The 22,561-nt window shown below is 64.3% G+C and carries 18 protein-coding genes; 8 read left to right on the forward strand and 10 right to left on the reverse strand.

The window, feature by feature from the left end; all coding sequences use genetic code 11:
- Positions 1 to 6: 6 nt before the first annotated feature.
- Positions 7 to 489 carry an SRPBCC family protein gene (locus X771_RS142015; protein ID WP_023689558.1) on the reverse strand — a complete coding sequence of 161 codons (483 nt, stop codon included), beginning with the start codon at positions 487 to 489 and terminating at the stop codon, positions 7 to 9.
- The gene (locus X771_RS142010) at positions 486 to 791 is read right to left on the reverse strand and encodes a metalloregulator ArsR/SmtB family transcription factor (protein ID WP_023689559.1); all 306 of its coding nucleotides are present in this window, start codon (positions 789 to 791) and stop codon (positions 486 to 488) included. Before X771_RS142010 ends, X771_RS142015 begins: the two co-directional genes overlap by 4 nt.
- Before the next feature lie 212 nt (positions 792 to 1,003).
- Between X771_RS142010 and X771_RS142005 the strand changes: the two genes are divergently transcribed.
- From X771_RS142005 to X771_RS141995, 3 genes are all read left to right on the forward strand, one after another.
- The gene (locus X771_RS142005; RefSeq protein ID WP_031203004.1) at positions 1,004 to 1,807 is read left to right on the forward strand and encodes a MipA/OmpV family protein; all 804 of its coding nucleotides are present in this window, start codon (positions 1,004 to 1,006) and stop codon (positions 1,805 to 1,807) included.
- A 232-nt stretch (positions 1,808 to 2,039) separates the two neighbouring features.
- Entirely contained in the window at positions 2,040 to 5,021 is a 2,982-nt protein-coding gene (gene ileS, locus X771_RS142000; RefSeq protein ID WP_023689561.1) for an isoleucine--tRNA ligase, read from the forward strand.
- Between the two features lie 201 nt (positions 5,022 to 5,222).
- Positions 5,223 to 5,906, forward strand: coding sequence for a hypothetical protein (locus tag X771_RS141995; protein WP_023682973.1), 684 nt, complete (start codon positions 5,223 to 5,225; stop codon positions 5,904 to 5,906).
- Between the two features lie 28 nt (positions 5,907 to 5,934).
- On the opposite strand, the gene X771_RS141990 is transcribed toward X771_RS141995, so the two are convergent.
- Positions 5,935 to 6,387 (reverse strand): nucleoside deaminase, encoded by a 453-nt coding sequence (locus X771_RS141990; protein WP_023694762.1) that lies wholly within the window; start codon positions 6,385 to 6,387, stop codon positions 5,935 to 5,937.
- Between the two features lie 180 nt (positions 6,388 to 6,567).
- Here X771_RS141990 and X771_RS141985 point away from each other — a divergent pair, with 180 nt between their 5' ends.
- From X771_RS141985 to X771_RS141965, 5 genes are all read left to right on the forward strand, one after another.
- Entirely contained in the window at positions 6,568 to 8,766 is a 2,199-nt protein-coding gene (locus tag X771_RS141985; RefSeq protein ID WP_031203005.1) for a pseudouridine synthase, read from the forward strand.
- 47 nt (positions 8,767 to 8,813) lie between these two features.
- A complete protein-coding gene (rsmD, locus tag X771_RS141980; RefSeq protein ID WP_023689564.1) occupies positions 8,814 to 9,368 on the forward strand; it encodes a 16S rRNA (guanine(966)-N(2))-methyltransferase RsmD in 555 nt (184 codons plus the stop codon).
- Positions 9,369 to 9,464: 96 nt separating this feature from the next.
- Positions 9,465 to 10,820 (forward strand): pitrilysin family protein, encoded by a 1,356-nt coding sequence (locus X771_RS141975; protein WP_031203006.1) that lies wholly within the window; start codon positions 9,465 to 9,467, stop codon positions 10,818 to 10,820.
- Positions 10,821 to 11,008: 188 nt separating this feature from the next.
- Positions 11,009 to 12,385, forward strand: coding sequence for a pitrilysin family protein (locus tag X771_RS141970; protein WP_031203007.1), 1,377 nt, complete (start codon positions 11,009 to 11,011; stop codon positions 12,383 to 12,385).
- Positions 12,382 to 13,254: a patatin-like phospholipase family protein gene (locus X771_RS141965; protein ID WP_023689567.1), complete on the forward strand. Its 873-nt coding sequence runs from the start codon at positions 12,382 to 12,384 to the stop codon at positions 13,252 to 13,254. The genes X771_RS141970 and X771_RS141965 overlap by 4 nt, the downstream gene beginning before the upstream one ends.
- Positions 13,255 to 13,561: 307 nt before the next feature.
- Here X771_RS141965 and X771_RS141960 read toward each other — a convergent pair whose 3' ends face one another.
- From X771_RS141960 to X771_RS141930, 7 genes are all read right to left on the reverse strand, one after another.
- A complete protein-coding gene (locus X771_RS141960) occupies positions 13,562 to 14,230 on the reverse strand; it encodes a 4'-phosphopantetheinyl transferase superfamily protein (RefSeq protein WP_023689568.1) in 669 nt (222 codons plus the stop codon).
- Complete coding sequence (locus X771_RS141955) at positions 14,227 to 14,685, reverse strand: GNAT family N-acetyltransferase (RefSeq protein ID WP_023689569.1); 459 nt, start codon at positions 14,683 to 14,685, stop codon at positions 14,227 to 14,229. The genes X771_RS141960 and X771_RS141955 overlap by 4 nt, the downstream gene beginning before the upstream one ends.
- Positions 14,685 to 18,773 carry a Pls/PosA family non-ribosomal peptide synthetase gene (locus X771_RS141950; RefSeq protein ID WP_023689570.1) on the reverse strand — a complete coding sequence of 1,363 codons (4,089 nt, stop codon included), beginning with the start codon at positions 18,771 to 18,773 and terminating at the stop codon, positions 14,685 to 14,687. Before X771_RS141950 ends, X771_RS141955 begins: the two co-directional genes overlap by 1 nt.
- Before the next feature lie 300 nt (positions 18,774 to 19,073).
- Positions 19,074 to 20,246 carry an arabinose transporter gene (locus X771_RS141945; protein ID WP_031203008.1) on the reverse strand — a complete coding sequence of 391 codons (1,173 nt, stop codon included), beginning with the start codon at positions 20,244 to 20,246 and terminating at the stop codon, positions 19,074 to 19,076.
- Positions 20,247 to 20,284: 38 nt separating this feature from the next.
- Positions 20,285 to 20,719 (reverse strand): lipocalin-like domain-containing protein, encoded by a 435-nt coding sequence (locus X771_RS141940; RefSeq protein ID WP_023805027.1) that lies wholly within the window; start codon positions 20,717 to 20,719, stop codon positions 20,285 to 20,287.
- Between the two features lie 1,004 nt (positions 20,720 to 21,723).
- A complete protein-coding gene (locus X771_RS141935) occupies positions 21,724 to 22,119 on the reverse strand; it encodes a cupin domain-containing protein (protein ID WP_023689576.1) in 396 nt (131 codons plus the stop codon).
- Positions 22,120 to 22,138: 19 nt separating this feature from the next.
- Positions 22,139 to 22,552, reverse strand: a complete 414-nt coding sequence (locus X771_RS141930) for a cyclophilin-like fold protein (protein ID WP_245262739.1) — start codon at positions 22,550 to 22,552, stop codon at positions 22,139 to 22,141.
- Positions 22,553 to 22,561 lie beyond the last annotated feature (9 nt).

Genomic DNA, 22,561 nt, shown 5'->3' on the forward strand with positions numbered 1-22,561 from the left:
GCTCCTTCAGGTCACCTTGCTGGCAAAAAGATCTTGGAATCGCCTGAGATACAGCGGCCAGCCTCGATCACCGTCAATCCCAAAGCGCACGCCTTCCCAGCCTTCGCCATGACGTTCGAGATTGCGATGCTCGATCTCGACGCGGGACCGGCTATTCGTCTCCGCCGTAAACCGGACTTCCCACTCGCTGGTCCTGTCCGGATTGGTCTCGATCTGCCATTGAGGGCTTATATCCCAACTCAGAAGCAGTCGGTTCGGCGGCTCGTAGGCCAGCACCCGTGCCCAGCGGCACTCGCTGCCATCCACACCGCGGTCGTAGACGTGACCGCCAACGCGGGGTTCGAAGATCGTCTCCGCGACCGGCACCGCAAGCAGGTTATGCTCTTTGGGTTTGAAACTGCCGAAGTGCTCGGTGAAAACCTTGAAGGCATGCGCGATCGGAGCCTCGACAAGGATGGAGTGCCTCACGGGCGGTTGATGCGTGCTCATTCCTGCTCCTTCAAGGGCTGTTCGACGACCACTTTGTAGGCCGCCAAGGTCTTGCTCCAGAACCGGTCGAGTTCGGCGCGCAGGCTGGCCAAGCCTTCCGGTTCGACCCGGTAGATGCGTTGCTTGCCTAGCCGTGTGTTGGCCACCAGGCCGGCGTCCTTGAGCACCTTCAGGTGCTGCGAGACCGCCGGCCGGGTGACAGGAAGCGCACGAGCCAATTCCCCGACCGAACAGGGTTGTTCGACCAGCAGTTCGAAGATCGTCCGCCTGGTCGGGTCGCCAAGCGCTGTCCATCTGTTCATGTTAGTCTGCACTAACGCGAATTTAGGCAACCTCGCTATTTCTGTCAACTCGCCACAGGCCCGGCGGCGCCCTGTTCAAACGGGCCACAGCATAAAAAACAGGGTCGCAGTTGCCGCCACTGCTACAGATTTTAAGTCAAATTTTACCGAACCGGCGCCATGGCTTTGGCTGCCGGGTGTTCTCTCCGTTTTGTTTCGCGTATGGGGTGATGATGCGTATTGTCTGGACGATTCCGCTGTTTCTCGCCTCGGCGCTGCTCACTGTGTCCACCGCCAATGCGGGCGAGGGTACCTTCAGCTGGCTGTCCGGAGACTGGTACCTGACGCTTGGCGCCACCGGCATGGTCGCGCCGAAATTCGAGGGCTCCAACAGCTATCTGCTCAGCGCCTCGCCGATCATCTCGCTGGGCAAGGCCGGCCCGGCCGCGCGCTTTACCTCGCGCAACGACAACATCTCGCTGGCGCTGGTCGACGATGGCGGCGTCCGCGCCGGCCTGACCGGAAAGTTCCTGTTTTCACGCGACAGCAAGGATGAACTCAAGGGCCTCGACCCGGTGCGCTGGGGCGGTGAGGTCGGGGGCTTCTTCGAATTCTACCCGACGGACTGGTTGCGCGCCCGCGCCGAATTACGCCACGGCATTCGTGCCCATAATGGCTTTGTCGCCGACATCGCCGCCGATGCCTTCTACGATATCACGCCGACGGTCAGGATTTCGGGAGGCCCGCGCGTGTCCTTTGCCTCATCGAGCTATTTCGACTCCTATTATGGCGTCAACGCCAAGGAGGCTGTGGCCTCGGGCCTGAGCGAATACCATCCTGGCGGCGGCCTGAAATCGACCGGCCTTGGTGGCGCCATCACCTGGAAGGTGACCGATCCGATGACCGCCAGCCTGTTCGGCGAATATGCGCGCCTGATGGGCCCGGCCGCCGATTCCAGCCTGGTCAAGGAGCGCGGCGACCGTAACCAGTTCACGGTCGGCGTCTCGACCACCTATCGCTTCGACTTCGCGATGTAAGTAAATCGAACAAGAGACGCTTTATTCCTGCGGCTTTCTCGGCTAAAAGCCCGGCAATGACGAGCTTTTCACGCCTTCGCGCGCTGACGATACGAATTACAGGCCCGGTGTTCCGGGCGGCCTGAGCGCCGCCGGAGCCGCCGGGAGTTTTGCGCGCCCCCTCGCGCTTTTCCAATCATGATAGTTCACGCCCGAGCTTTTACGCCCGCCGGGCAATGCATATGGCAGACCAATGACCGACACTGTTGAAACGATCGACTATTCCAAGACGCTTTATCTGCCGCAGACGGATTTCCCGATGCGCGCCGGCTTGCCTGAAAAAGAGCCGCTGCTGGTCAAGCGCTGGCAGGATATGGACCTTTACGCCAAGCTGCGCGAGGCGGCCGCCGGCCGCGAAAAATACGTGCTGCATGACGGCCCGCCCTACGCCAACGGCAACATCCATATCGGCCACGCGCTGAACAAGATCCTCAAGGACGTCATCACCCGCTCGTTCCAGATGCGCGGCTATGACTCCAATTACGTGCCAGGCTGGGACTGCCACGGCCTGCCGATCGAATGGAAGATCGAGGAACAGTACCGCGCCAAGGGCAAGAACAAGGACGAGGTGCCGGTCAACGAGTTCCGCAAGGAATGCCGCGACTTCGCCGCGAACTGGATCACGGTGCAGGGCGGCGAGTTCCAGCGGCTCGGCGTCGTTGGCGATTTCAAGAACCCCTATACGACAATGGCTTTCCACTCGGAGTCGCGCATCGCCGGGGAGTTGTTGAAGTTCGCCATGTCGGGCCAGCTCTATCGCGGCTCCAAGCCGGTAATGTGGAGCGTCGTCGAGCGCACCGCACTGGCCGAGGCCGAGATCGAATACCAGGACTATGAGTCCGACACGATCTGGGTGAAGTTTCCAGTTGTGTCAGGATTTTGGAGCGTTGAGCACTTTGTATCAGACGCTGCACCGTCCATGCGCGTTCCGGAAAGCGTTACACGTTTGGACAACGCCCACGTCGTCATCTGGACGACAACCCCGTGGACGATCCCCGGCAACCGTGCCGTCAACTATTCGTCACGGATCGGCTACGGCCTTTATGAAGTTACAGCAGCCGAAAATTCGTTCGGTCCACAGCCCGGTGAAAAGCTGATCTTTGCAGATGCGCTTGCCGAAGACTCCTCGGCCAAGGCCAAGGTCACCTTGAATCGGCTTCGCAGCGTTTCGGTCGAAGAGCTTGGAAGCCTTACACTTTCACATCCCTTCAAAGGTCTCGGCGGCGGCTACGAATTCGCCGTGCCGATGCTGGCCGGCGATCATGTCACCGACGACGCCGGCACCGGCTTCGTCCACACCGCGCCCGGCCATGGCCGCGAGGACTTTGATGCCTGGATGGATGCAGCATCGGATTTGCGCGCACGTGGCATCGACCCTGCCATCCCCTTCACTGTAGACGACGCCGGCTTCTTCACCAGAGACGCGCCAGGCTTCGGCCCGGACCGTGAAGGTGGCGCCGCGCGCGTCATCGACGACAACGGCAAGAAGGGCAATGCCAACCAGGCGGTTATCGACGAACTGATCAAGCGCAACGCGCTGTTTGCGCGCGGCCGGCTGAAGCATTCCTATCCGCATTCATGGCGGTCGAAGAAGCCGATCATCTTCCGCAACACGCCGCAATGGTTCGTCTATATGGACAAGGACCTCGGCGACGGCACGACGTTGCGCAGCCGTGCGCTGAAGGCGATCGACGACACACGCTTCGTGCCGGCGGCCGGCCAGAACCGTATCCGCGCCATGATCGAGGAACGCCCGGATTGGGTCTTGTCACGCCAGCGCGCCTGGGGCGTGCCGATCGCCGTCTTTGCCGATGAGGATGGCAACGTGCTGAAGGACGAAGCCGTCAACCAGCGCATCATGGATGCTTTCGAACAGGAAGGCGCCGACGCCTGGTTCGCTGCCGGCGCCAAGGAGCGTTTCCTCGGCAATCACGAGGCCTCCAAATGGAAGCAGGTGATGGACATCCTCGACGTCTGGTTCGATTCGGGCTCGACGCATGTCTTCACGCTGGAAGACCGTCCGGACCTGAAATGGCCGGCCGACGTCTATCTCGAAGGCTCCGACCAGCATCGCGGCTGGTTCCACTCCTCGCTGCTCGAAAGCTGCGGCACCAGGGGCAGGGCACCTTACGACACCGTCGTCACCCATGGCTTCACCATGGATGAGGAGGGGCGAAAGATGTCGAAATCGCTCGGCAACACCGTCGTGCCGCAAGACGTCATCAAGCAGTCCGGCGCCGACATTCTGCGGTTATGGGTGGTGACGACGGATTATTGGGAAGACCAGCGTCTCGGCAAGAACGTGCTGCAGACCAACATCGACGCCTACCGCAAGCTCCGCAACACCATCCGCTGGATGCTGGGCACGCTCGCCCATGACGATGGCGAGGAGGTGCCGCTGGACAAGATGCCGGAACTGGAGCGGCTGATGCTGCATCGGCTGGCCGAGCTCGATGAGGTCGTGCGCTCGGGCTACGACGCGTTCGAGTTCAAACGCATCACCCGCACTTTGCTCGACTTCATGGTGGTCGAGCTGTCGGCCTTCTATTTCGACATCAGGAAGGACGCGCTCTATTGCGAGGGACCCGCCAGCGTGAAGCGCAAGGCCTCGGTGCAAGTGGTGCGCCACCTCTTCGACTGCCTGGTGAAATGGCTGGCGCCGATGCTGCCCTTCACCACGGAAGAAGCCTGGCTCGACCGTCATCCGGATGCTGTCTCGCTGCATCTCGACCAGTTCCCCGACATTCCGGCCGACTGGAAGAACGAGGCACTGGCTGAGAAATGGCGCAAGGTGCGGCAGGTTCGCCGCGTCGTCACCGGCGCGCTCGAGATCGCACGCGCTCAGAAGGTCATCGGTGCCTCGCTGGAAGCCGTGCCGGTCGTGACCCTCGACGATGCCGCGCTTGAAGCCGCGATCGCCGATGTCGACATGGCCGAAATGGCGATCACCAGCGATCTCGTCATCGCCCACGGCAAGGCGCCGGAAGGCGCCTTTGCGCTCGACGATGTCAAAGGTGTCGCGGTGGTGGTCGAAAAGGCCGAGGACCGCGGCTTGGTCAAATGCGCGCGTTCGTGGCGCTATACCGCCGATGTCGGGCAGGACGTGGAATTCCCCGACGTGTCTGCCCGCGATGCCGCCGTGCTGCATGAACTCAAGGCTCTGGGGCATTTGTAAGCGCTCATAAGCCGGTGCACAAATGCCACGGCGGGCGGGTGAAAACCGCCCGCGCGTTGCCCTTAACGAGTGGTTCAGCTAAACAGACGAAACTCCGGAAGACAAATTGTCGCCGGAATTCCGTCGCAAGAGCGTGGACGATGGGGACCGGACCTTCGGCCGGTGGCGATCGAGAGGCTGTCTAGAGTGGGACTTTTTGGCATGATCGACAGAACTTCCGTGCGCGTTGCGCTGCTGGCGCCGCTTGTCGCGTCCGGCCTCGCTCTGTCCGGCTGCATGGGTTCGCCGACCTACGGCACCGACAAGACGGCTGGCGAGCAGCTTGCCGGCGACCTTTCCGGCGCCTTCGCCATCACGCCCAAGCACAAGGAACAGATCGACTACAGGCCGCGTCCGGAGCTGGTAAAGCCGGCGCCGGGGCAGAAGGAAGTGCTGCCGCCGCCTCAGGAAAGCATCGAGACGGCGAGCACCGATTGGCCCGAATCGCCCGAGCAGCGCCGCGCCCGCCTGCGTGCCGACGCCACTGCCCACCAGGACGACCCGTCCTATCAGTCGGGGATCGTCGACGACGTGCAGACCGATCCGGCTTCCGTGAAGAAGGCGCTGGCGGATTCGGGCTCAAGCCACCCGCCGGCCTGGTCGCCGAAGGATTCAGACAAGGGCCGCGCCGCCGAGATCCAGCGCCGCACCGCAGAGCAAAAGCAGGGCGATCCCAACACTCGCAGATATCTGAGCGAGCCGCCTCTGGCCTATCGGGCTGCCTCCGACACGGCGCCGCAGGGCGAACTCGGCGAGGATGAATACAAGAAGGAACGCCGCCTCAAGAAGGAAGCGGCCGCCAAGGGCAAGAGCGGCGGGCTCTTCGACTGGCTGCCCTCCTGGTAGGAACCGTCGCCTTCGGTAGCTGAAGGCTCTACGTTTCGCGTCTTTCCCGAAAGAATTCCCTGAGCAGCAGCGCCGCGTCGGCCTCGGCCATGCCCGGATAGATGTCGGGCGTATGGTGGCAGGTCGGCGAAGCGAAGAAGCGCACGCCGTTGACCACCGCGCCGCCCTTCTCGTCGGCCGCGCCGAAATAGAGCCGGCGCAGCCTGGCGAAGGAAATGGCGCCTGCGCACATGGCGCAGGGTTCCAGCGTCACATAGAGGTCGTGGCCGGTCAGCCGCTCGCTGGAGAGCGTTTGGCAGGCCGCGCGGATGGCCAGCATTTCGGCATGCGCCGTCGGATCGGCAAGTTCGCGGGTGCGGTTACCGGCGGATGCCACCACCGTGTCGCCGCTGGCGATGACGGCGCCAACCGGAACTTCTCCGCGCAAGGCGGCGGCTTGCGCCTCTTTCAGCGCCAGCGCCATGAAATCCGGCCGCTTCACGCGGTTTCCATTCCGATTATCTCCTCGCCACTTGGCGGTGATCCTGTTATGGAGCGCGTCAACCCGAATATCGGAACAGATTTTCGGAAATGATCATGCGCCAAATCAAAGTGCTATAGCGTCCTTTGCGCGTCCGAAAGGATGCGCCACGCTGTAGCAGCGCAACAAGGCAAAGGCCACATGGACGACAACGACAAGAAATCTCCGCGCCACAAAGGCCCGGGCAAAAGCGGCCCTGGAGCCGCGGGGCCGCGCCGCGATGGCGCCGCCGGCAAAAGCGGCAAACCCTCCTTCGGGGCCAAGAAACCCTATTCACCGCGAGGCGCCCGGCCCGCAGCGGCTGAGGGCGAGCGGCCCAAGCGCGATTTCAAAAGTGGCGACCGGCCATTCAGCAAAGGTCCGCGTTCCGAAGGCAAGCCTTTCGAAAAGCGGGAGGGACCGCGCAAGCCATATGCACCACGCGGTGACCGGCCGATGGCAGCCGAAGGCGAGCGCAAGCCGTATGAAAAGCGCGAAGGGCCGCGCAAACACTATGCGCCGCGTGGGGATCGCCCTATGGCGGCCGAGGGTGAACGCAAGCCGTATGAAAAGCGCGAGGGGCCGCGCAAGCCTTATGCACCGCGCGGCGATCGGCCGGTTGCGGCCGATGGCGAGCGGCCAAAGCGCGATTTCAAGGGCGGCGATCGGCCGTTCAGCAAGGGGCCGCGTCCCGAAGGCAAGCCTTTCGAAAAGCGTGAAGGGCCGCGCAAGCCCTACGCACCGCGTGGCGATCGGCCTGCTTCCGCCGAGGGCGAAAAGCGTTTTGACCGGCCAAAGCGCGATTTTGGCGATCGCCCGCAGCGCGACGCCGGAGATCGTCCCAAGCGTGACTTCAGCGATCGCCCCAAGCGCGATTTCGGTGGTGACCGGCCGCAAGCATCTGGCGGCGCCTTCAAGCCGCGCCCGCGTCCGGCAGATGCGGAAGAAGCCGGCGAGCGTATAGCCAAGCGGCTGGCCCGCGCTGGCCTGGCGTCGCGCCGCGATGCCGAAGACCTGATCGCGGCGGGCCGTGTCAAGGTCAACAACCGGGCTTTGACCTCGCCGGCCTTCAACGTCATGCCGGGCGACATCATCCATCTCGACGGCATGGAGATCCCGCCGATCGAGCGCACCCGCCTGTTCCTGTTTCACAAGCCGGCCGGCGTCGTTACCACCAACCGCGACCCCGAGGGCCGCAAGACCGTGTTCGACGTGCTGCCGGCCGAATTGCCACGGCTGATGACCATCGGCCGCCTCGACATCAACACCGAAGGCCTGCTGCTGCTCACCAATGATGGCGGTCTGTCGCGCGTGCTCGAACTGCCTGCCACCGGCTGGCTGCGCCGTTACCGCGTGCGCGTTCATGGCAAGGTCGAGGAAAGCATGCTCGCAGGCCTGCGTGAAGGCATTGCCGTCGACGGCGTCTTCTACGGCGCCATCGAGGCGACGCTCGATCGTGAACAAGGCACCAACGCCTGGCTGACGATCGGCCTGCGCGAAGGCAAGAACCGCGAAGTGAAGAACATCCTTGGATCGCTCGGCCTCGACGTGACGCGGCTGATCCGTATCTCCTACGGACCGTTCCAGCTCGACGATCTCGCCGAAGGCCATGTGCTGGAGATCAAAGGCCGCGTCTTGCGCGACCAGCTCGGCGAGCGACTGGTCGAGGAATCCGGCGCCAATTTCGACGCCGAGATCATCAAGCCGTTTTCCAACCAGCCGGTGCGGCGAGAGCGTGACGCGGAGCCGGAACGGCCGAAAGTCACCCGCGAGGGTGACCATCGGCCGATCGGCGAGGGCGGTCTGATCAAGAACCGCAAGCGCCGCGAAGGCAGCCGCGACGAAGCGCTCGGCAAGCTGTCGACCAGTCCCGAAAGGGGCGCGAGGCCGGAAAAGAGCTTTGGCGAACGCGGCCCGAGACCCGAGCGCAGCGAGTTTTCGGACAAGCCGCGCAGCGAGTTTCGCGAAAAGCCGCGCGGCGATTTTGGCGACAAGCCCCGTGGAGGCTTCGGCGACAAGCCACGCGGCGCCTTTGGTGACAAACCGCGCGGCGGCAAGAAGCCCGAGCGCGAGCAGCGGCCGATCGAGCCGCCAGGCCAGCGCAAGGCTAATGTCTGGATGGCGCCGGGCGCGCGTCCGATCGGCAAGGGCAGGGCGGAAGCCGATGCCGCCAAGGCGGCCGAGGCCAAGGCGCGCAAGGCGTCGTTCAAGCCGTCCTATGGCAAGCCGTCCTATGGCAAGCCGGCCTATGGGAAGCCGGGCGGAGCCAAGCCGTTCGGCAAGCCGGGTGGCGAGCGTCCGGATGGCGGTCGGGGCGGCGAGCGGCCACGCAACGGTCCCAAGGGCCCGAGGACCAGATGATGCCGGGACTTAAATGAGATCCGGCCTTAAATGAGACCCGGGCATAAATGAGAATCGTCGGCGGCCAATTTCGCGGGCGTCCGCTGGCGACGCCGCGCGACCATGCCATCCGCCCGACGACCGACCGCGCCCGCGAGGCCGTCTTCAACGTGTTGGCGCACCGCTTTGCCGACAAGCTCGACGGCGCGCGTGTGCTCGACCTTTTCGCCGGCACCGGCGCTCTCGGCCTCGAAGCGCTGTCGCGCGGCGCTTCCTATGGCGTCTTTATCGAAGAATCGGCCGAAGGGCGCGGCCTGATCCGCACCAATGTCGAAGCTTTTGGCCTTACCGGCCGCACCAAGATCTTCCGCCGCGACGCGACCGCCCTGGGTGAGGCCGGTACGCTTGCGGCATTCGGCCTGGTCTTCGCCGATCCGCCCTATGGCAAGGGCCTTGGCGAGCGCGCCCTGCGCTCGGCCAGGGATGGCGGCTGGTTGCTGCCCGGCGCGCTCTGCGTGGTCGAGGAAGCCGCCTCGGCGCCCTTCGAGATTGGGCCGGAATTCTCGGTGGTTGATGAACGAAACTACGGCGAGACGGTGATCCGGTTCGTCGAGCTTGCGTAAGGGTGGGGCGACCGGCGCCTTCAAAATGACGCACAATTCACTTTGCCTCCGCGGCTAACCTTGCCTATCGTCGCGCGATAACAACCGGAGCCATCAATGACATTTCATACTGAATGGCTGCGGAGAGCCTTGCTCGCCACCGCGCTGACCATGGCCGGCCCGGCCCTGGCCGCGGATGATGGCAAGGTGGCCAACTTCCTGCTCGACAATGGAATGGAGGTGGTGGTCGTTCCCGATCATCGCGCCCCCATCGTCACCCATATGGTGTGGTACAAGATCGGCAGCGCCGACGAGCCGCCAGGCAAGTCCGGCATAGCGCACTTCTTCGAACACCTGATGTTCAAGGCCACGACCAACCACGCCGCGGGCGAGTTCGACCGCGCCATATCGGCCATCGGCGGCTCCAACAACGCCTTCACCTCATATGACTACACTGCCTTCCACGAGACGGTGGCGCCCTCGGCACTCGGTGAGATGATGAGCTTCGAGGCCGATCGCATGCGCAACCTCATCTTGACCGACGAGGTCATCAAGACCGAGCGCGACGTGATCCTGGAAGAGCGCCGCTCGCGCATCGACAGCAATCCGCAGGCGGTGCTCGACGAAGAGGTCGACGCGACGCTCTGGCAGAACCAGCCCTACCGCATTCCGGTGATCGGCTGGATGCAGGAGATGGAGCAGTTGAACCGCACCGATGCGGTTGCCTTCTATGACAAATACTACCGGCCCAACAATGCGGTGCTGATCGTGGCCGGCGATGTCGAGCCGGAGGTCGTGAAGGCGCTGGCCGAAAAAACCTATGGCAAGGTCGCGCGCGGTCCCGACCTGCCCCCGCGCATCCGCCCGGTCGAGCCGGAGCAGAACACCAAGCGGACGGTGACGCTCACCGATGGGCGCGTTTCGGTGCCGAGCTTTTCGACGCAATGGGTGGTTCCGTCCTACCACACGGCAAAACCGGGCGAGGCCGAGGCGCTCGACCTGCTGGGAGAGATCCTTGGCGGCGGCAGCCGCAGCCGGCTCTACCAGCAGCTCGTGGTCAAGCAAGGCATCGCATCGGCGACCGGCGCCTTCTTCCAGGGTACGATGCTCGACGCCACCAATTTCACCGTCTATGGCGCGCCGCGCGGCGACGCCAAGCTGAGCGACGTCGAGGCGGCCGTCGAGGCCGAGATCGCCCGCATCGTCAAGGACGGCGTCACCGCGGACGAGCTGGAGAAGGCCAAGGCCCGCTATATCAGGGCCATGATCTTCGCCCGCGACAAGCAGGACGAGATGGCCAATCTCTACGGCGCCGAGCTCGCCACCGGCGGCAACGTCAGGGATATCGAGGAATGGCCGGACCGCATTCGCAAGGTCACCGCCGATGAGATCAAGGCGGTCGCCGCACGCTATCTGCTGCTCGACCGTGCGACGACCGGCTATCTCTTGCCGCAGCAACAGGCGGGGAATTGATGATGACAAGATTGAGCGTTGGCGCTGCCCCTCACCTGCCTGCCGGCATCCTCTCTCCGTATAGTGACGGGGAGAGGGGCGCTGTCATCGCCGATTTCGCCAACCATCAGCGTCGTAAGAAGAGCGCCAGCGTCGCGGCGAGCCCCCTTCTCCCCGTCACTATACGGGGAGAAGTGCCCGGCAGGGCGATGAGGGGCGGCACTGACCTTGGCGATCAATGGCCTGATGCGATTACTCATAGGCGCATCGCGGTTCTCCACGCCTTCGCCACACTGTTCCTCGGCATCTTCTTCCTCATCCTGCCGGCGCTTGCCGCGCACGCGATGGACATTCAGCCGGTGACCTCGTCAAAGGGCGTCAATGCTTGGCTGGTCGAGGACCACTCCGTTCCGATCATCGCCATCCGCTTCGTCTTCGATGGCGGCTCGACGCAGGATCCGGCGGGGCGGGAAGGCTTGGTCAATCTGATGACCGGCCTGTTCGACGAGGGCGCCGGCGACCTCGACAGCGAGGCCTTCCAGATCAAGCTTGACGATGCCGGCGCAGAGATGGGCTTCGAAGCGGCGCGCGACGGCACCTATGGCGCGATGCGGATGCTGGCCGAGCAGAAGGATGCGGCCTTCGACCTGCTCAGGCTGGCGGTCACCAGCCCGCGCTTCGACCAGGCGCCGATCGACCGCATCCGCGCCCAGATCCTGTCCGGCATCATCGCCAATGAGCGTGACCCCAACACCGTCGCGCAAACCAAATGGCTGCGCGCCATCTATGGCGAACATCCGTATTCCAGGCCCGACCAGGGCACCAAGGACAGCATCGCCACCATCACGGCAGCGGATCTGGCTGCCTTCCACAAGGCCAATTTCGCCCGCAGCGGCCTGCATGTTGCGGTGGTCGGCGACATAGATGCCGCGACGCTGAAACGGAAGCTCGATGAGGTCTTCGGCGATCTGCCGGAAAAGCAGGTGCTGCAACCGGTTGCCGATACCGAGCTGAAGCTCGGCCAGCAGCTCGAGGTCGACTACGACCTGCCGCAGACCTCGCTGCAGTTTGCCTATCCCGGTGTGAAGCGCGATGCGCCGGATTTCTTCCCTGCGGTGCTGATGAACCAGATTCTCGGCGGCGGCACCTTCACCTCGCGCCTCTATGACGAGGTGCGGGAAAAGCGCGGCCTGGCCTATTCCGTCGATTCCAACCTGGTCGATCACCAGCATTCCAACGCGCTGATCATCACCACGGCGACGCGTTCCGACCGCGCCGCCGAGACGCTCGGCATCGTCAAGGACGTGGTCAAGAAGATGGCCGAGGAGGGGCCGACCGAGGCCGAGCTGGACGCGACCAAGAAATACATGGTCGGCTCCTATGCGATCAGCAATCTGGATTCTTCCAGCGCCATTGCCGCGACCCTGGTGGAATTGCAGCTCGACAATCTCGGCATCGACTACGTGCAGCGCCGCGCGGCGCTCATCAACGGTGTGACGCTCGATCAGGTCAAGGCAGCGGCGAAGAAGCTGCTGACGCCGGCGCCCGCGATCATGAGCATCGGGCCGAAGCTGGAGGCCAGATGACGAGCTCCACCTCAGGCCTCACCTTCGGTATCGCCTTTGGCGGCGGCGGCGCGCGCGGCCTCGCCCATATCCACATCGTCGAGGCGCTGGACGAGCTCGGCATCAAGCCGGTGGCCATCGCCGGCTCCTCGATCGGCGCCATCATGGGCGCCGGCATGGCCTCGGGCATGAGCGGCAAGGACATCGAGGACTACGCCCGCTCGATCCTCGGCCGCCGCGCCGAGGTGGCGGCGCGCATGTGGCGCTCGCGTCCTGGCACCATCGCCGAGGCGATGCAGGGCGGCATCCGCGTGAGCCAGTTCAACATAGAGCGCATCTTGAAGGCGTTCCTGCCGGAAGCCATCCCGGAAACCTTCGCCGAGCTGATGATCCCGCTCAAGGTGACGGCGACGGACTATTTCGGTCACAAGCTGGCCGTCTTCGACGAGGGCGACCTGCATTCGGCGCTCGCCGCCTCGGCTGCCATTCCCGCCGTGTTCCGCCCGGTGACGCGCGACGACCGCGTGCTGATCGACGGCGGCATCTACAATCCGGTGCCGTTCGACCTCATCGAAAACGCCGCCGACATCATCATCGCCATCGACGTTGTCGGCGCGCCGAGCGAGGCCGAGCGCAAGCACCCGACCACGGTCGACCTGATGTATGGCGCCACGCAATTGATGATGCAGTCGATCATCGCCCACAAGCTGAACCAGCGCCCCCCCGACATACTGATCCGCCCGCCAGTGTCGAAATACCGCGTGCTCGATTTCATGAAGATCGACACGCTGCTTGCCGAGACGCAGGAGGTCAAGGACGAACTGAAGCGCGAGGTGGAAAGAGTGGTCGAGGCGCGTGCCAAGGGCAAGCGGGGGAAGAAAGCAGGGTGAGCTGCCGATCTCCCCCCTCGAGGGGGAGATGGCCGGCGGGCCAGAGGGGGTCGTCTCGCGTGAAGCTCGACCTCCTGCGGTCGGTAGGAGGTTGCGTCAGGACGGACCGACCCCCTCTGTCGCCTTCGGCGACATCTCCCCCTCAAGGGGGGAGATTACCCCGACCAGCGTCTCACACCTTCCCAGCCGCATATTCCAGCGCCACCACGCCATTGCTGAACTGTACGGTCGAGACAGGCTCATTGCGACCGCTCTGCGAAAAAAATGCGCTTTGTTGAGCAGCTGTCGGGCGCTGGCCCATTCGCGCTTAAAGGGGGGCGCTTCGGACACCATCGACAAACGCCAGAACGACCACGCACGGAGCAAGGCAGTAAACCAGTCTCGCTCTGCGGCCCGTCTTCGTCACAGCGTCGCCTGCGTCGAGATCGACGGTGATGTCCTCATAGCCCAGCACTTCGCGATCAAGCGGGTAGGCGGCCTTGTAGACAGCTTCCTTGGCGGCAAAAAGGATGCGACCGGCAAGATACGGGTCGGTTGCGTCGATCCGGTCAGCGGGGACTGCAACCAGCGCGAAGATGTCGTCGGGCAGGGGCAAAGCGGGCTCGATATCGATGCCGAGCGAGGCGACGTGGGAGAGCGGCGCGACGGCCGCCACGGCTATCTCGTCGTCGTGAGCCAGCGACCCCGTTAGTCCATGAGGCCATACCGGTGCGCCGGAGGAGCCGCGGAGGATAGCGACGTCGTTCAAGCCCATATCCGCCAGCAGCTCGTGCGCGATCCACCGCGCCGCGCCACTCGCCCGCCGCATCAGCGGCAGGCGTGACGGGATGGAGCGTGCTTCCTGCGGCAGCAAATGGTTCTCATCGCCTTCGCGGATCGTGCGGCATCCGATCTGAACGCCGGCCGGTGCCATGGCGGCCATCGCCGCCAGCAACTGCGCCGACAGGCTGCCACCGGCATCGAGCGGGCGCGTCATGGCTGGCCGCCCCGCAGAGCGAGGTCGGCGATCATTTCCCCGTCCTCGTCGGGCCCTTCTTCGACGAAACCGGCAGCGCGATAGAGGCGGCGTGCCGCTTCATTCCCAGGTTCGTAGCAGATCGAAACGTGGCTGATGTGGCCGAGCCGCATGATTTCATCCAGCACTTCGCGCAAAGCGGCCTTGCCGTAGCCTTGGCCCTGATGGACGCGATCGATCATGAAGCGGTAGATCCGCGCCTCGTCGTCGTCCTCCGGCGCCTCGTACATCAGGAAACCGACGACGCGATCCCCTGCCATGACGACGCGCGGCCGTGCGTCCCCGTCGGTTTCGGCTTCGTCCAGCGACTCCGCATTGCTGGCGACGAAATCCATCTGATCCGCAGCCAGTTCCAGAGCCGCGACCAGGGCCCGGTTGGCCCCGGTCACCGAAACGAGGCGGATGTCTGCGCTCATCAAGCCGTTGCCTTGACGCTATCCTCCGGCACCGGCGTGACGAAGCGATGCAGCTTGGCCGGGTTGCCCCGCCAGATCGAGTTGGGCTCCAGCTCTTCGCCCTTCATCACGAAGGAGTCCGCATCGACCATCGAGCCTTTGCCCATCACCACGCCGTAGTGGACAAAGGCGGAAGGCCCGAGCGTGCAGCCATCGCAGATGCGGATGAAATCGGACTTGAACGCGCCTTCTTCCAGCGAATGGGCCTGGATCACGCAGCCCTCGTTGAGCGTGACGTCGTCGCCGATCTCGACCAGCGAACGCTCGGTCAAATTGCTGCCGCCGTCATAGACCCGGCTGCCGACCTTGACGCCGAGCACGCGCAGGATCATCGGCCGGAACGGCGTGCCGGCGAACAGGCGCACGATGGGCGAATCCGCCAGCTTCCAGTGGCGTTCGTGGCGCCAGAAGGCGACGTCGTAGATCGTCGTCATCTGCGGCTTCAGCCGGCCAAAGCCAAGGCTTGCCCGCTCGACCAGAATGTAGAACGGAATGGTGATCGCCGAGGTCAAAAGCACGGCGGCGAACAGGGCGACCTCCGCCCATTCCGTATAGTAGTTCAGCGCCCGGTCCCAGATCGCCAGCGTGACGAACAGCATGACCCATTGCGTTGCCAGGAACAGAAGAATGGTCACCAGGTTGTGGCGGTTCTTGTGCGGGATGCGCCGGCGCCGGTCGGCCTCGTCGACGCCGGCGATAAGCTCCTTGTCGCGGTTCACCATGCGCGGGATTTCAAACGCGGGCGAACCGAGAAGGCCGACATTGTGGCGCACCGGCCCATCGATGGGGATCATCACCTTGGTGCCGAGCAGCACGTTGTCGCCGGTGCGGCCGTCCGGCGGATAGTAGATGTTGTTGCCGAGATAGTTGCGTTCGCCGATGCGCGTCGGCTCGAGCCTGAAGGCCGAGGCGGACTTGTGCATGTTGATCATGAACAGCCCGTCCGAGACCATGGTCTCGGTGCCGATCTCGCACAGAAGCGGGTTTTCGTGCTGCTGGTTGGAGCCGAAATTGGAGCCGGTCTGCACCACTCTGTTGAGGTTCCAGCCGATGGCGCGCATGTAGTGCACGATTGCCGAGCTGTCGCCGGCCAGGAGCCCGAGCACGCGGGAATTGCTGGCGAATTCGGCGACGGTCTGCAGCCAGTAGCGGAAACCGTAAAGCGTGTAGGTGCGGCCCGGCTTCAAGATCAGGCTCGTCAGGCGCGGCACCAGCGTCGCTGCCAGGAAAGCCGCCGCGATATAGCCGAAAAGCGTGACCGTGGTGCCGATTGCGACAAGGCCGATCGTCTCCTGATAGTCGTCGCCGACATATTCCCAGTAGCTGTGGAACAGGAGCGGCAGCGGGGTGACAAGGCCAAACAGGCCGACCAGCTGCAGCGCTTCATAGAGGAAGCGCCGGACCTGGTAAGGATTGACATTGCGCACCTTGCAATAGTCCGCCGTGGTCGGCACCGCCGGCGATCCATGCCAGTGCTCGCCGTCCGGGATGCTTTGCCCGCGATGCAGCGAGGACGAATGGCCGAGCTGGGCGCCGTTGCCGATCCTGGTGTCGATATCGAGCGTGGAGCCGACGCCGACGAAGGCATCGCGGCCGATGGTCAGCGGCCCGGTGTGGATATAACCGGACTGGGCCCTGAAGCCGAGGATCATCGATTCCTTGCGCAGGATGGTGTTGGCGCCGATGGAAATAAGATCCGTGCAGACGGGCACGGATTTCGATTCGATGACGGCGTTTTTCCCGAGCTTGGTGCCGAGCAGCTGCAGATAGAGGCTGTAGAGCGGGCTGCCGCGGAACAGCACGACGGGCGCGGTGCGGATCAATGTCTTGACCACCCAGAAGCGGAAGTAGCGCACGCCCCAGATCGGAAACGCCTCGGCCTTCCACCGGCCGATGAGCACCCATTTCGCAAGGACGGCAAAGCCCGACATGCCGAAGAACACGGCCGCCGAAAGCGCCACGCACCGGATATAGAGCTGCAGCGGATCGTCGAGCGCGTCATACATCCAGTTGAGGCCGTCATTGATCGCCCAGAGCGCCACGTAGCTGTAGAGGCCGTAGAACGAAAGCTGCGCCCCGCCGCAGGTCCAGTAGGCGAAATTCGAGGCCCGGCGGGTGAGGACCGGCTCGTTGGTTGCCTTCGTCATCTCCTCCGCGACGCCCAGATGCAGCGCCAGGCGCGCCACTGTAGGATAGAGATAGATGTCGCGCATCGACGTCGTCGCCCATTCCTTCCTGGTGCGCACGCGCGCGCAGAAATGCGCCATCAGCAAGGAGTTGGCGCCGAGATCGTCGAAGAAGTGGTCCTCGATCGACACCGCGTCGAATTTCAGCACCGTGGCCAGTGCCTCGGCCAGGAAGCGCTCGTCCTCATTGCCGGGCGGCACCATCGTGCGATCGGCCGAAAGCCGGACGCTCATCGGCTTCGGCAACTGGCGCAGGTCTACCTTGTTGGAGACCGTCATCGGGATGGCAGGCAGTTCCTCCAGATAGGCGGGCACCATGTAGTCGGGCAGCCGCCGCTTCATCGTCTGGGCGAGATCCCCTCGGGAAATCGCCGCTACCCCGGTTTTGAGCGCGTAATAGGCAACCAGTTCGACGCGGCCGGGTTCGATCTCCCAGGTGGTGACGGCGGCCTGGGCGATCTCGGGCTGGTCGAGCAGCACCGCCTCGATCTCGCCGAGCTCGATGCGATAGCCGCGAATCTTCACCTGCGTGTCGATGCGCCCGGCATACTCGATCTCGCCTTTATCGTTGATCCGGCCAAGATCGCCGGTGCGGTAGATGCGCTGCGACGGGTTGTTCGGCAGGCCGACGAAATCGGCGATGAATTTCTGGTCGGTGAGCTCCGGCCGGTTGAGATAGCCGACGGCGAGCCCGATGCCGGCAATGCCGATCTCGCCCAGTTCGCCGGGCTCGGCAAGTTGCGGCAGCGAAGCGTCGAGAATGATGATCGAGTAAGTCGGCAACGGCGCGCCGATTGTGACGGGACGGTCCGGCGTCAGCGCCCCCATCGTTGCGGTGACGGTCGCCTCGGTCGGCCCGTAGGTGTTGAGGATCTGCCGGCCCGGCTTCGACCAGCGCACCACCAGATTGTGCGGGCAGGCCTCGCCGCCCACCAGAAGCGTGCGCAGGCTGGGAACGTCCGATGTCATCGATGACAACAATGTCGGGCTGCAGGCCATGCAGGTGATGTCATGGAGGCGCAGGAAATCCGCCAGTTCCTCGCCCACCAGCGGCATCTGGCCAGGTGCCGGCACCACCGTTGCGCCGGCGACGAACGGCACCCAGATCTCTTCGGAGGAAAAGTCGAAGGCAATGGTCATGCCCTGATACACCCGGTCGCCCGGCCGGTAGCCGTAGGAGGCGGCCGCGACGTGTATGAAATTGACGAAGCTCTGGTGCGTGATGACCACGCCCTTGGGCTTGCCAGTGGTGCCCGAGGTATAGAGGATGTAGCAAATGTCGTCGGCCGCCTGCGGCTTCAGCGGCGCGGGCGACTGTGCCGAAATTTCGGCGGCGGCGCTGTCGATCAGCACATGGGGAACGGGCAGTTGACCGGCGCGCGACGCATAGGCGGCGATGGTGACGATCATGCTGACGGCGGCGTCTTCGATGATCAGCGCCATCCGCTCCTGCGGAAACGCGGTGGCCAGCGGCACGAAGGCAGCCCCCGCCTTCATCACCGCCAGCAACGCGACATAGGTTTCCGCCGACCGGTCGAGAATGAGCCCGACCCGGTGGCCCGGCCGCACGCCGTGCTTGATCAGCATGCGGGCGAACTGGTTGGCACGGCTGTTCAGCTCCTGATAGGTCCACACGCGTCCGTCGGAGATCACCGCCGGCAACGTGGCGAATGTCACGGCGAGCTGCTCGAACACCGTATCGAGCCGCTCACCCGGCTGCAGGGCAAAGTCGGCGCCCGTCAGGACCTGGCCGTCCCTTGCCGGGCCGCGAGCGATCCTTGCCAGCGCATCGATGCTTGCCAGGCTGCCGATCGCCGTTGCCGCGTCGCTGTCCAGTTCGGCGATATCGTAGTCCATGTCCATACTTTCTCGTCCTCGCCGGGCATTGCCCGGCTGTTCATGCGGCCGCTGGAGGAGGCACTGCGCCGCCGCTGCGATTTTGTTGGTGGAGGGCTTCCAAAAAGGAAGAACCCGGAATCCGGGAAGCTTATGCCACCCGATCTTTTCGCCGGTTTTTCCGAACTGTTGAATTTTGTTTCTGGAGTGTGTCTGGGCGGGGATTTGCCGGGGCCTCGTCGACCCTTGCGGGGAGGGGTTCAGCCTCCGTGGCGACCCGGAAAGAGACTATGAGCGAACCTCATGCAGACGGCGCCGGCGAGCTGTCTATAATGGAGCGCTACGGCGACCCAGCAGCAGAGCGATGCCCAACGCCGGAAGCGTTGCCGCCGCAACGGCGAAGAAGACGAATTGCAGCCCGGTCGACGCGGCGACCAGGCCGAGCGCCGGACTGCCGAAGCCGAGCGCCACGTCGAGGAAGACGGTGTAGAGTCCCATGGCCAGGCCGCGGCTGCGCGACGGAAGATGGCCTACGGCCTCGGCGCCGAGGCCGGGATAGACCAGCGAGTAGCCGAGGCCAGTCAGACCCGCTCCGATTGCGGCGACAACAGGCCCGGTCGCAAGCCAGATCAGCATCAGCCCTGCCGCCTCGACCGCGACGAAGATCACGGCGACGCGTGCGCCTCCAAGCCTGTCGGGCAGGTGGCCGAAGCACAGCCTTGCCACGATCAGCGACGCGGCATAGGCCGTGAAGGGAAGCCATACCGGCTGCCAGCCCCGCTCGGCGAAGAGCAGGGCGCCGAAGCCCAGAATAGCACCATAGCCGAGGCTGCTGAAAGCAGCTCCGACGCCAGGAAGCCAGACCGCTTTCGCCACGCTCCTCCATGACTGCGGCGCGCTGCCCGCGACGGCGCCGGTGCCGCGCATCGGCAGGATGGCAAGCAGCGTCGCCAGCGGCAGGACGATCGTCGCGAGTGCGATCGCGGTGAAACCGCTCGCCGCATAAAGCGCGGATCCGACCGGCGCTCCCAGCGCGAGCGCCGCAAACATCGCCGTGCCCACCCAGGCTATGACTGTTCCGGAGTTCTGTCCGCCAGCAACGGAGAGGCCCCAGGCGACGCCGCCGGTGATGATGAAGCTCTCGGACGCGCCCAGTACCGCCCGGCCGGCAAACAGCGCCGATGCGGACGCTACCGGGCGGTCGAGCAATGCCAGCGAGCCGAGGTAAAATAACCCGGCCAGGGCAGCGGCAATGAGGCCGACGACGACGGCCCGCTTGCCGCCGCGCCCATCTGCATAGTTGCCAGCGCCGATGCGCGACAGCATCGAGGCGACGAACTGGCTGCCCGTCACCAGTCCCACTGCGAAGGGGCCGAAGCCAAGCTGCTGGTGAAGATGCAGCGGCAAGACGGGTAGCGCCAGGCCGATCAGCAGGAAGCCGGCGAAGACAGCCGCCATGATCGGCACCAGTTCCGCCATGACGCCATTTCGGTCTGACATCCGCGCCATCCTGGTCATCGGCAATCCAACTGTTCGGATCAGTAGCGTTCGTAGGTCACGCGCCAGCCTTCGGCCGGGTTGTCAGGCGTGAGGACCAGTTTGTTGTCCGAGACCTCGAATTTGCGTTTCATGCTCTTGCCGACAAGGTTGCGGACCAGGGAGGACTCGATCGTGATGACGAAAGTCTTGTCCTGGTCGTTGATGGCGACCGGCCCGTAATAGGCTTCGTAGCCATTCGCCGTGTAAGGCGTGTCCGGCGCCTTGGGGTCGGGGTTCTGCGCCTGCACCGAGAGGGTGCCGGCCTCGGTGAAGATGACCTGGCCGGAATAGGGCACGGGCTTCAGGTTTCCCTCGGCGCCGGCCTCCAGCGACGTCATGCGCCATGCGCCGATGATCGGAGGCTCTTGCGAGAAAGCTGGCGTGGCGACCGAAAGCGCAAGCGCAAGGGCGGCAATCTTCAATCTCATCGTCATATGTTGTCCCTTTTCTGAGTTGTGGGTGCGCACAGGCCGTCCGCCCGATCTTTGCTCACACCGAAAGCATGACCTTGATGGCGCGACGCTCGTCCATGGCGCGGTAGCCTTCAGCGACCTCGGCCAGCGGCAGCTTGAGGTCGAAGACCTTGCCGGGCTTGATCCGACCTTGCAGCACACGGTCCATCAGGTCGGGCAGGAAGCGGCGCACCGGCGCCGGGCCGCCCAGCATGCGTTTCTGGCCGAAGAATAGTTTTTGGCCGTCGAAGTTCACGCCATGGGGCACGCCGACATAAGATCGGAAGAGCACACGTCTGAACTCCNCCTTCCTCGCCGCGCTCAGCGACGATTTCGGTGGCGCCGAACTCACGGGCGAGTTTTTGGCGGCTGGCGTGCCGGCTCATGGCGATGATGCGCTCGGCGCCCATCTCCTTGGCCGCAAGCACGCCCATCAGGCCGACCGCACCGTCGCCGACCACCACTACCGTCGATCCTTCGCTGACCTCGGCTGCGTCGGCCGCATACCAGCCGGTGCCGAGCACATCGGACACCGCCAGCAGGTCAGGGATGAGGTCGGCCGGCGGTACCTCGGCGGTGGCGACCAGTGTGCCATCGGCCAGGGGTACGCGAGCGTAAGGCGCCTGCGCGCCCGACATGAACTCGCGCTGCACGCAAGACGACTGGAAGCCGAAGCGGCAATGCGGGCAGGTGTTGTCCGAGAGGCAGAACGAGCCGACGACGAACTGGCCGCGACGGACGGTTCGCACCTCTGTGCCGACCTCGACTACGATGCCGCAATATTCGTGGCCCATATGCATAGGCCCGGCGACCGGCTGCAGCCCACGATAGGGCCACAGGTCCGAGCCGCAGATGCAGCTTGCCGACAGCTTGATGATGGCGTCCGTCGGCCGCATGATTTTCGGATCGGCGATTTCCTCGCAGCGTATGTCGCCCGGTTTGTGAAGAACGGTTGCAAGCATGTTGGTTCCTTTCGAGGGGAGAGATCAGGCGCCGTAGTCGGCGTCGCTGACATGTTCCAGCCAGTCCACGACCTTGCCGTCCTTGACCTCCTGGAGGGCAATGTGGGTCATGGCGGTCCGAGGCGACGCGCCGTGCCAGTGCTTTTCGCCGGGCGCGAACCAGACGACGTCGCCCGGACGGATTTCCTCGACCGGGCCACCCTCGCGCTGAACGCGGCCGAGGCCGGAGACGACGATCAGCGTCTGGCCGAGCGGGTGCGTGTGCCAGGCGGTGCGGGCGCCGGGCTCGAAGGTCACCTGTGCGCCTTGAACCCGCTCGGCGTCGAAGGGATTGAAGAGCGGATCGATCCGCACATTTCCGGTGAACCAGTCAGGCGGTCCCTTGCCGGAAGGCCTGGTGCCGGCGCGAAGAATGTCCATGGTGATCTCCTTTGCGATCTCAAATGCGTTCGACGCGAAGCGGGAATTTGCCGCGAACGTGCAGGGCCTGCTCGCCCTCGTCGAAGCAACCAAGCCTGATCAGCCCGGGATGGCGGTAGTCGGCGTAGAACATGGCCAGGTTGCCCCAGGGCATGAAATAGCACAGGTCATAGGGCTGCTCGTCGGCGAACGGACCGCTTCCCTCCTCGGTCAGCTTGCGTGGCAGATAGGCGATCTTCTCGTTATGGGCGTAGTCCTCGATCTCGAGGTCGAGCGGCAGCATGGAGAAGAAGTCGCGCGCCGACGGATTGTCGTAGAGCGTGGCGGTCATGATGCGGCCGTTGAAAACCATCCTGATCTTCATGTCGGTGGGCTCCTGGCTGACGGGAGATTGGTCTTCCTGGCCGGCGGCTGTGCGAGGCAGGGCCGCCACCGCGAGCGC

It is taken from the genome of Mesorhizobium sp. LSJC269B00, from assembly GCF_000502815.1.
Lineage (GTDB): Bacteria > Pseudomonadota > Alphaproteobacteria > Rhizobiales > Rhizobiaceae > Mesorhizobium.

What these genes read in the sequence shown, in the direction of transcription:
- rsmD (WP_023689564.1), top strand. Translation starts at nt 8,814, where the DNA reads ATGAGAATCGTCGGCGGCCAATTTCGCGGGCGTCCGCTGGCGACGCCG.
- X771_RS142015 (WP_023689558.1), bottom strand. Translation starts at nt 489, where the DNA reads ATGAGCACGCATCAACCGCCCGTGAGGCACTCCATCCTTGTCGAGGCT.
- X771_RS142010 (WP_023689559.1), bottom strand. Translation starts at nt 791, where the DNA reads ATGAACAGATGGACAGCGCTTGGCGACCCGACCAGGCGGACGATCTTC.
- ileS (WP_023689561.1), top strand. Translation starts at nt 2,040, where the DNA reads ATGACCGACACTGTTGAAACGATCGACTATTCCAAGACGCTTTATCTG.
- X771_RS141970 (WP_031203007.1), top strand. Translation starts at nt 11,009, where the DNA reads ATGAGGGGCGGCACTGACCTTGGCGATCAATGGCCTGATGCGATTACT.
- X771_RS141975 (WP_031203006.1), top strand. Translation starts at nt 9,465, where the DNA reads ATGACATTTCATACTGAATGGCTGCGGAGAGCCTTGCTCGCCACCGCG.
- X771_RS141995 (WP_023682973.1), top strand. Translation starts at nt 5,223, where the DNA reads ATGATCGACAGAACTTCCGTGCGCGTTGCGCTGCTGGCGCCGCTTGTC.
- X771_RS141985 (WP_031203005.1), top strand. Translation starts at nt 6,568, where the DNA reads ATGGACGACAACGACAAGAAATCTCCGCGCCACAAAGGCCCGGGCAAA.
- X771_RS141945 (WP_031203008.1), bottom strand. Translation starts at nt 20,246, where the DNA reads ATGTCAGACCGAAATGGCGTCATGGCGGAACTGGTGCCGATCATGGCG.
- X771_RS141965 (WP_023689567.1), top strand. Translation starts at nt 12,382, where the DNA reads ATGACGAGCTCCACCTCAGGCCTCACCTTCGGTATCGCCTTTGGCGGC.
- X771_RS141950 (WP_023689570.1), bottom strand. Translation starts at nt 18,773, where the DNA reads ATGGACATGGACTACGATATCGCCGAACTGGACAGCGACGCGGCAACG.
- X771_RS142005 (WP_031203004.1), top strand. Translation starts at nt 1,004, where the DNA reads ATGCGTATTGTCTGGACGATTCCGCTGTTTCTCGCCTCGGCGCTGCTC.
- X771_RS141935 (WP_023689576.1), bottom strand. Translation starts at nt 22,119, where the DNA reads ATGGACATTCTTCGCGCCGGCACCAGGCCTTCCGGCAAGGGACCGCCT.
- X771_RS141940 (WP_023805027.1), bottom strand. Translation starts at nt 20,719, where the DNA reads ATGACGATGAGATTGAAGATTGCCGCCCTTGCGCTTGCGCTTTCGGTC.
- X771_RS141955 (WP_023689569.1), bottom strand. Translation starts at nt 14,685, where the DNA reads ATGAGCGCAGACATCCGCCTCGTTTCGGTGACCGGGGCCAACCGGGCC.
- X771_RS141960 (WP_023689568.1), bottom strand. Translation starts at nt 14,230, where the DNA reads ATGACGCGCCCGCTCGATGCCGGTGGCAGCCTGTCGGCGCAGTTGCTG.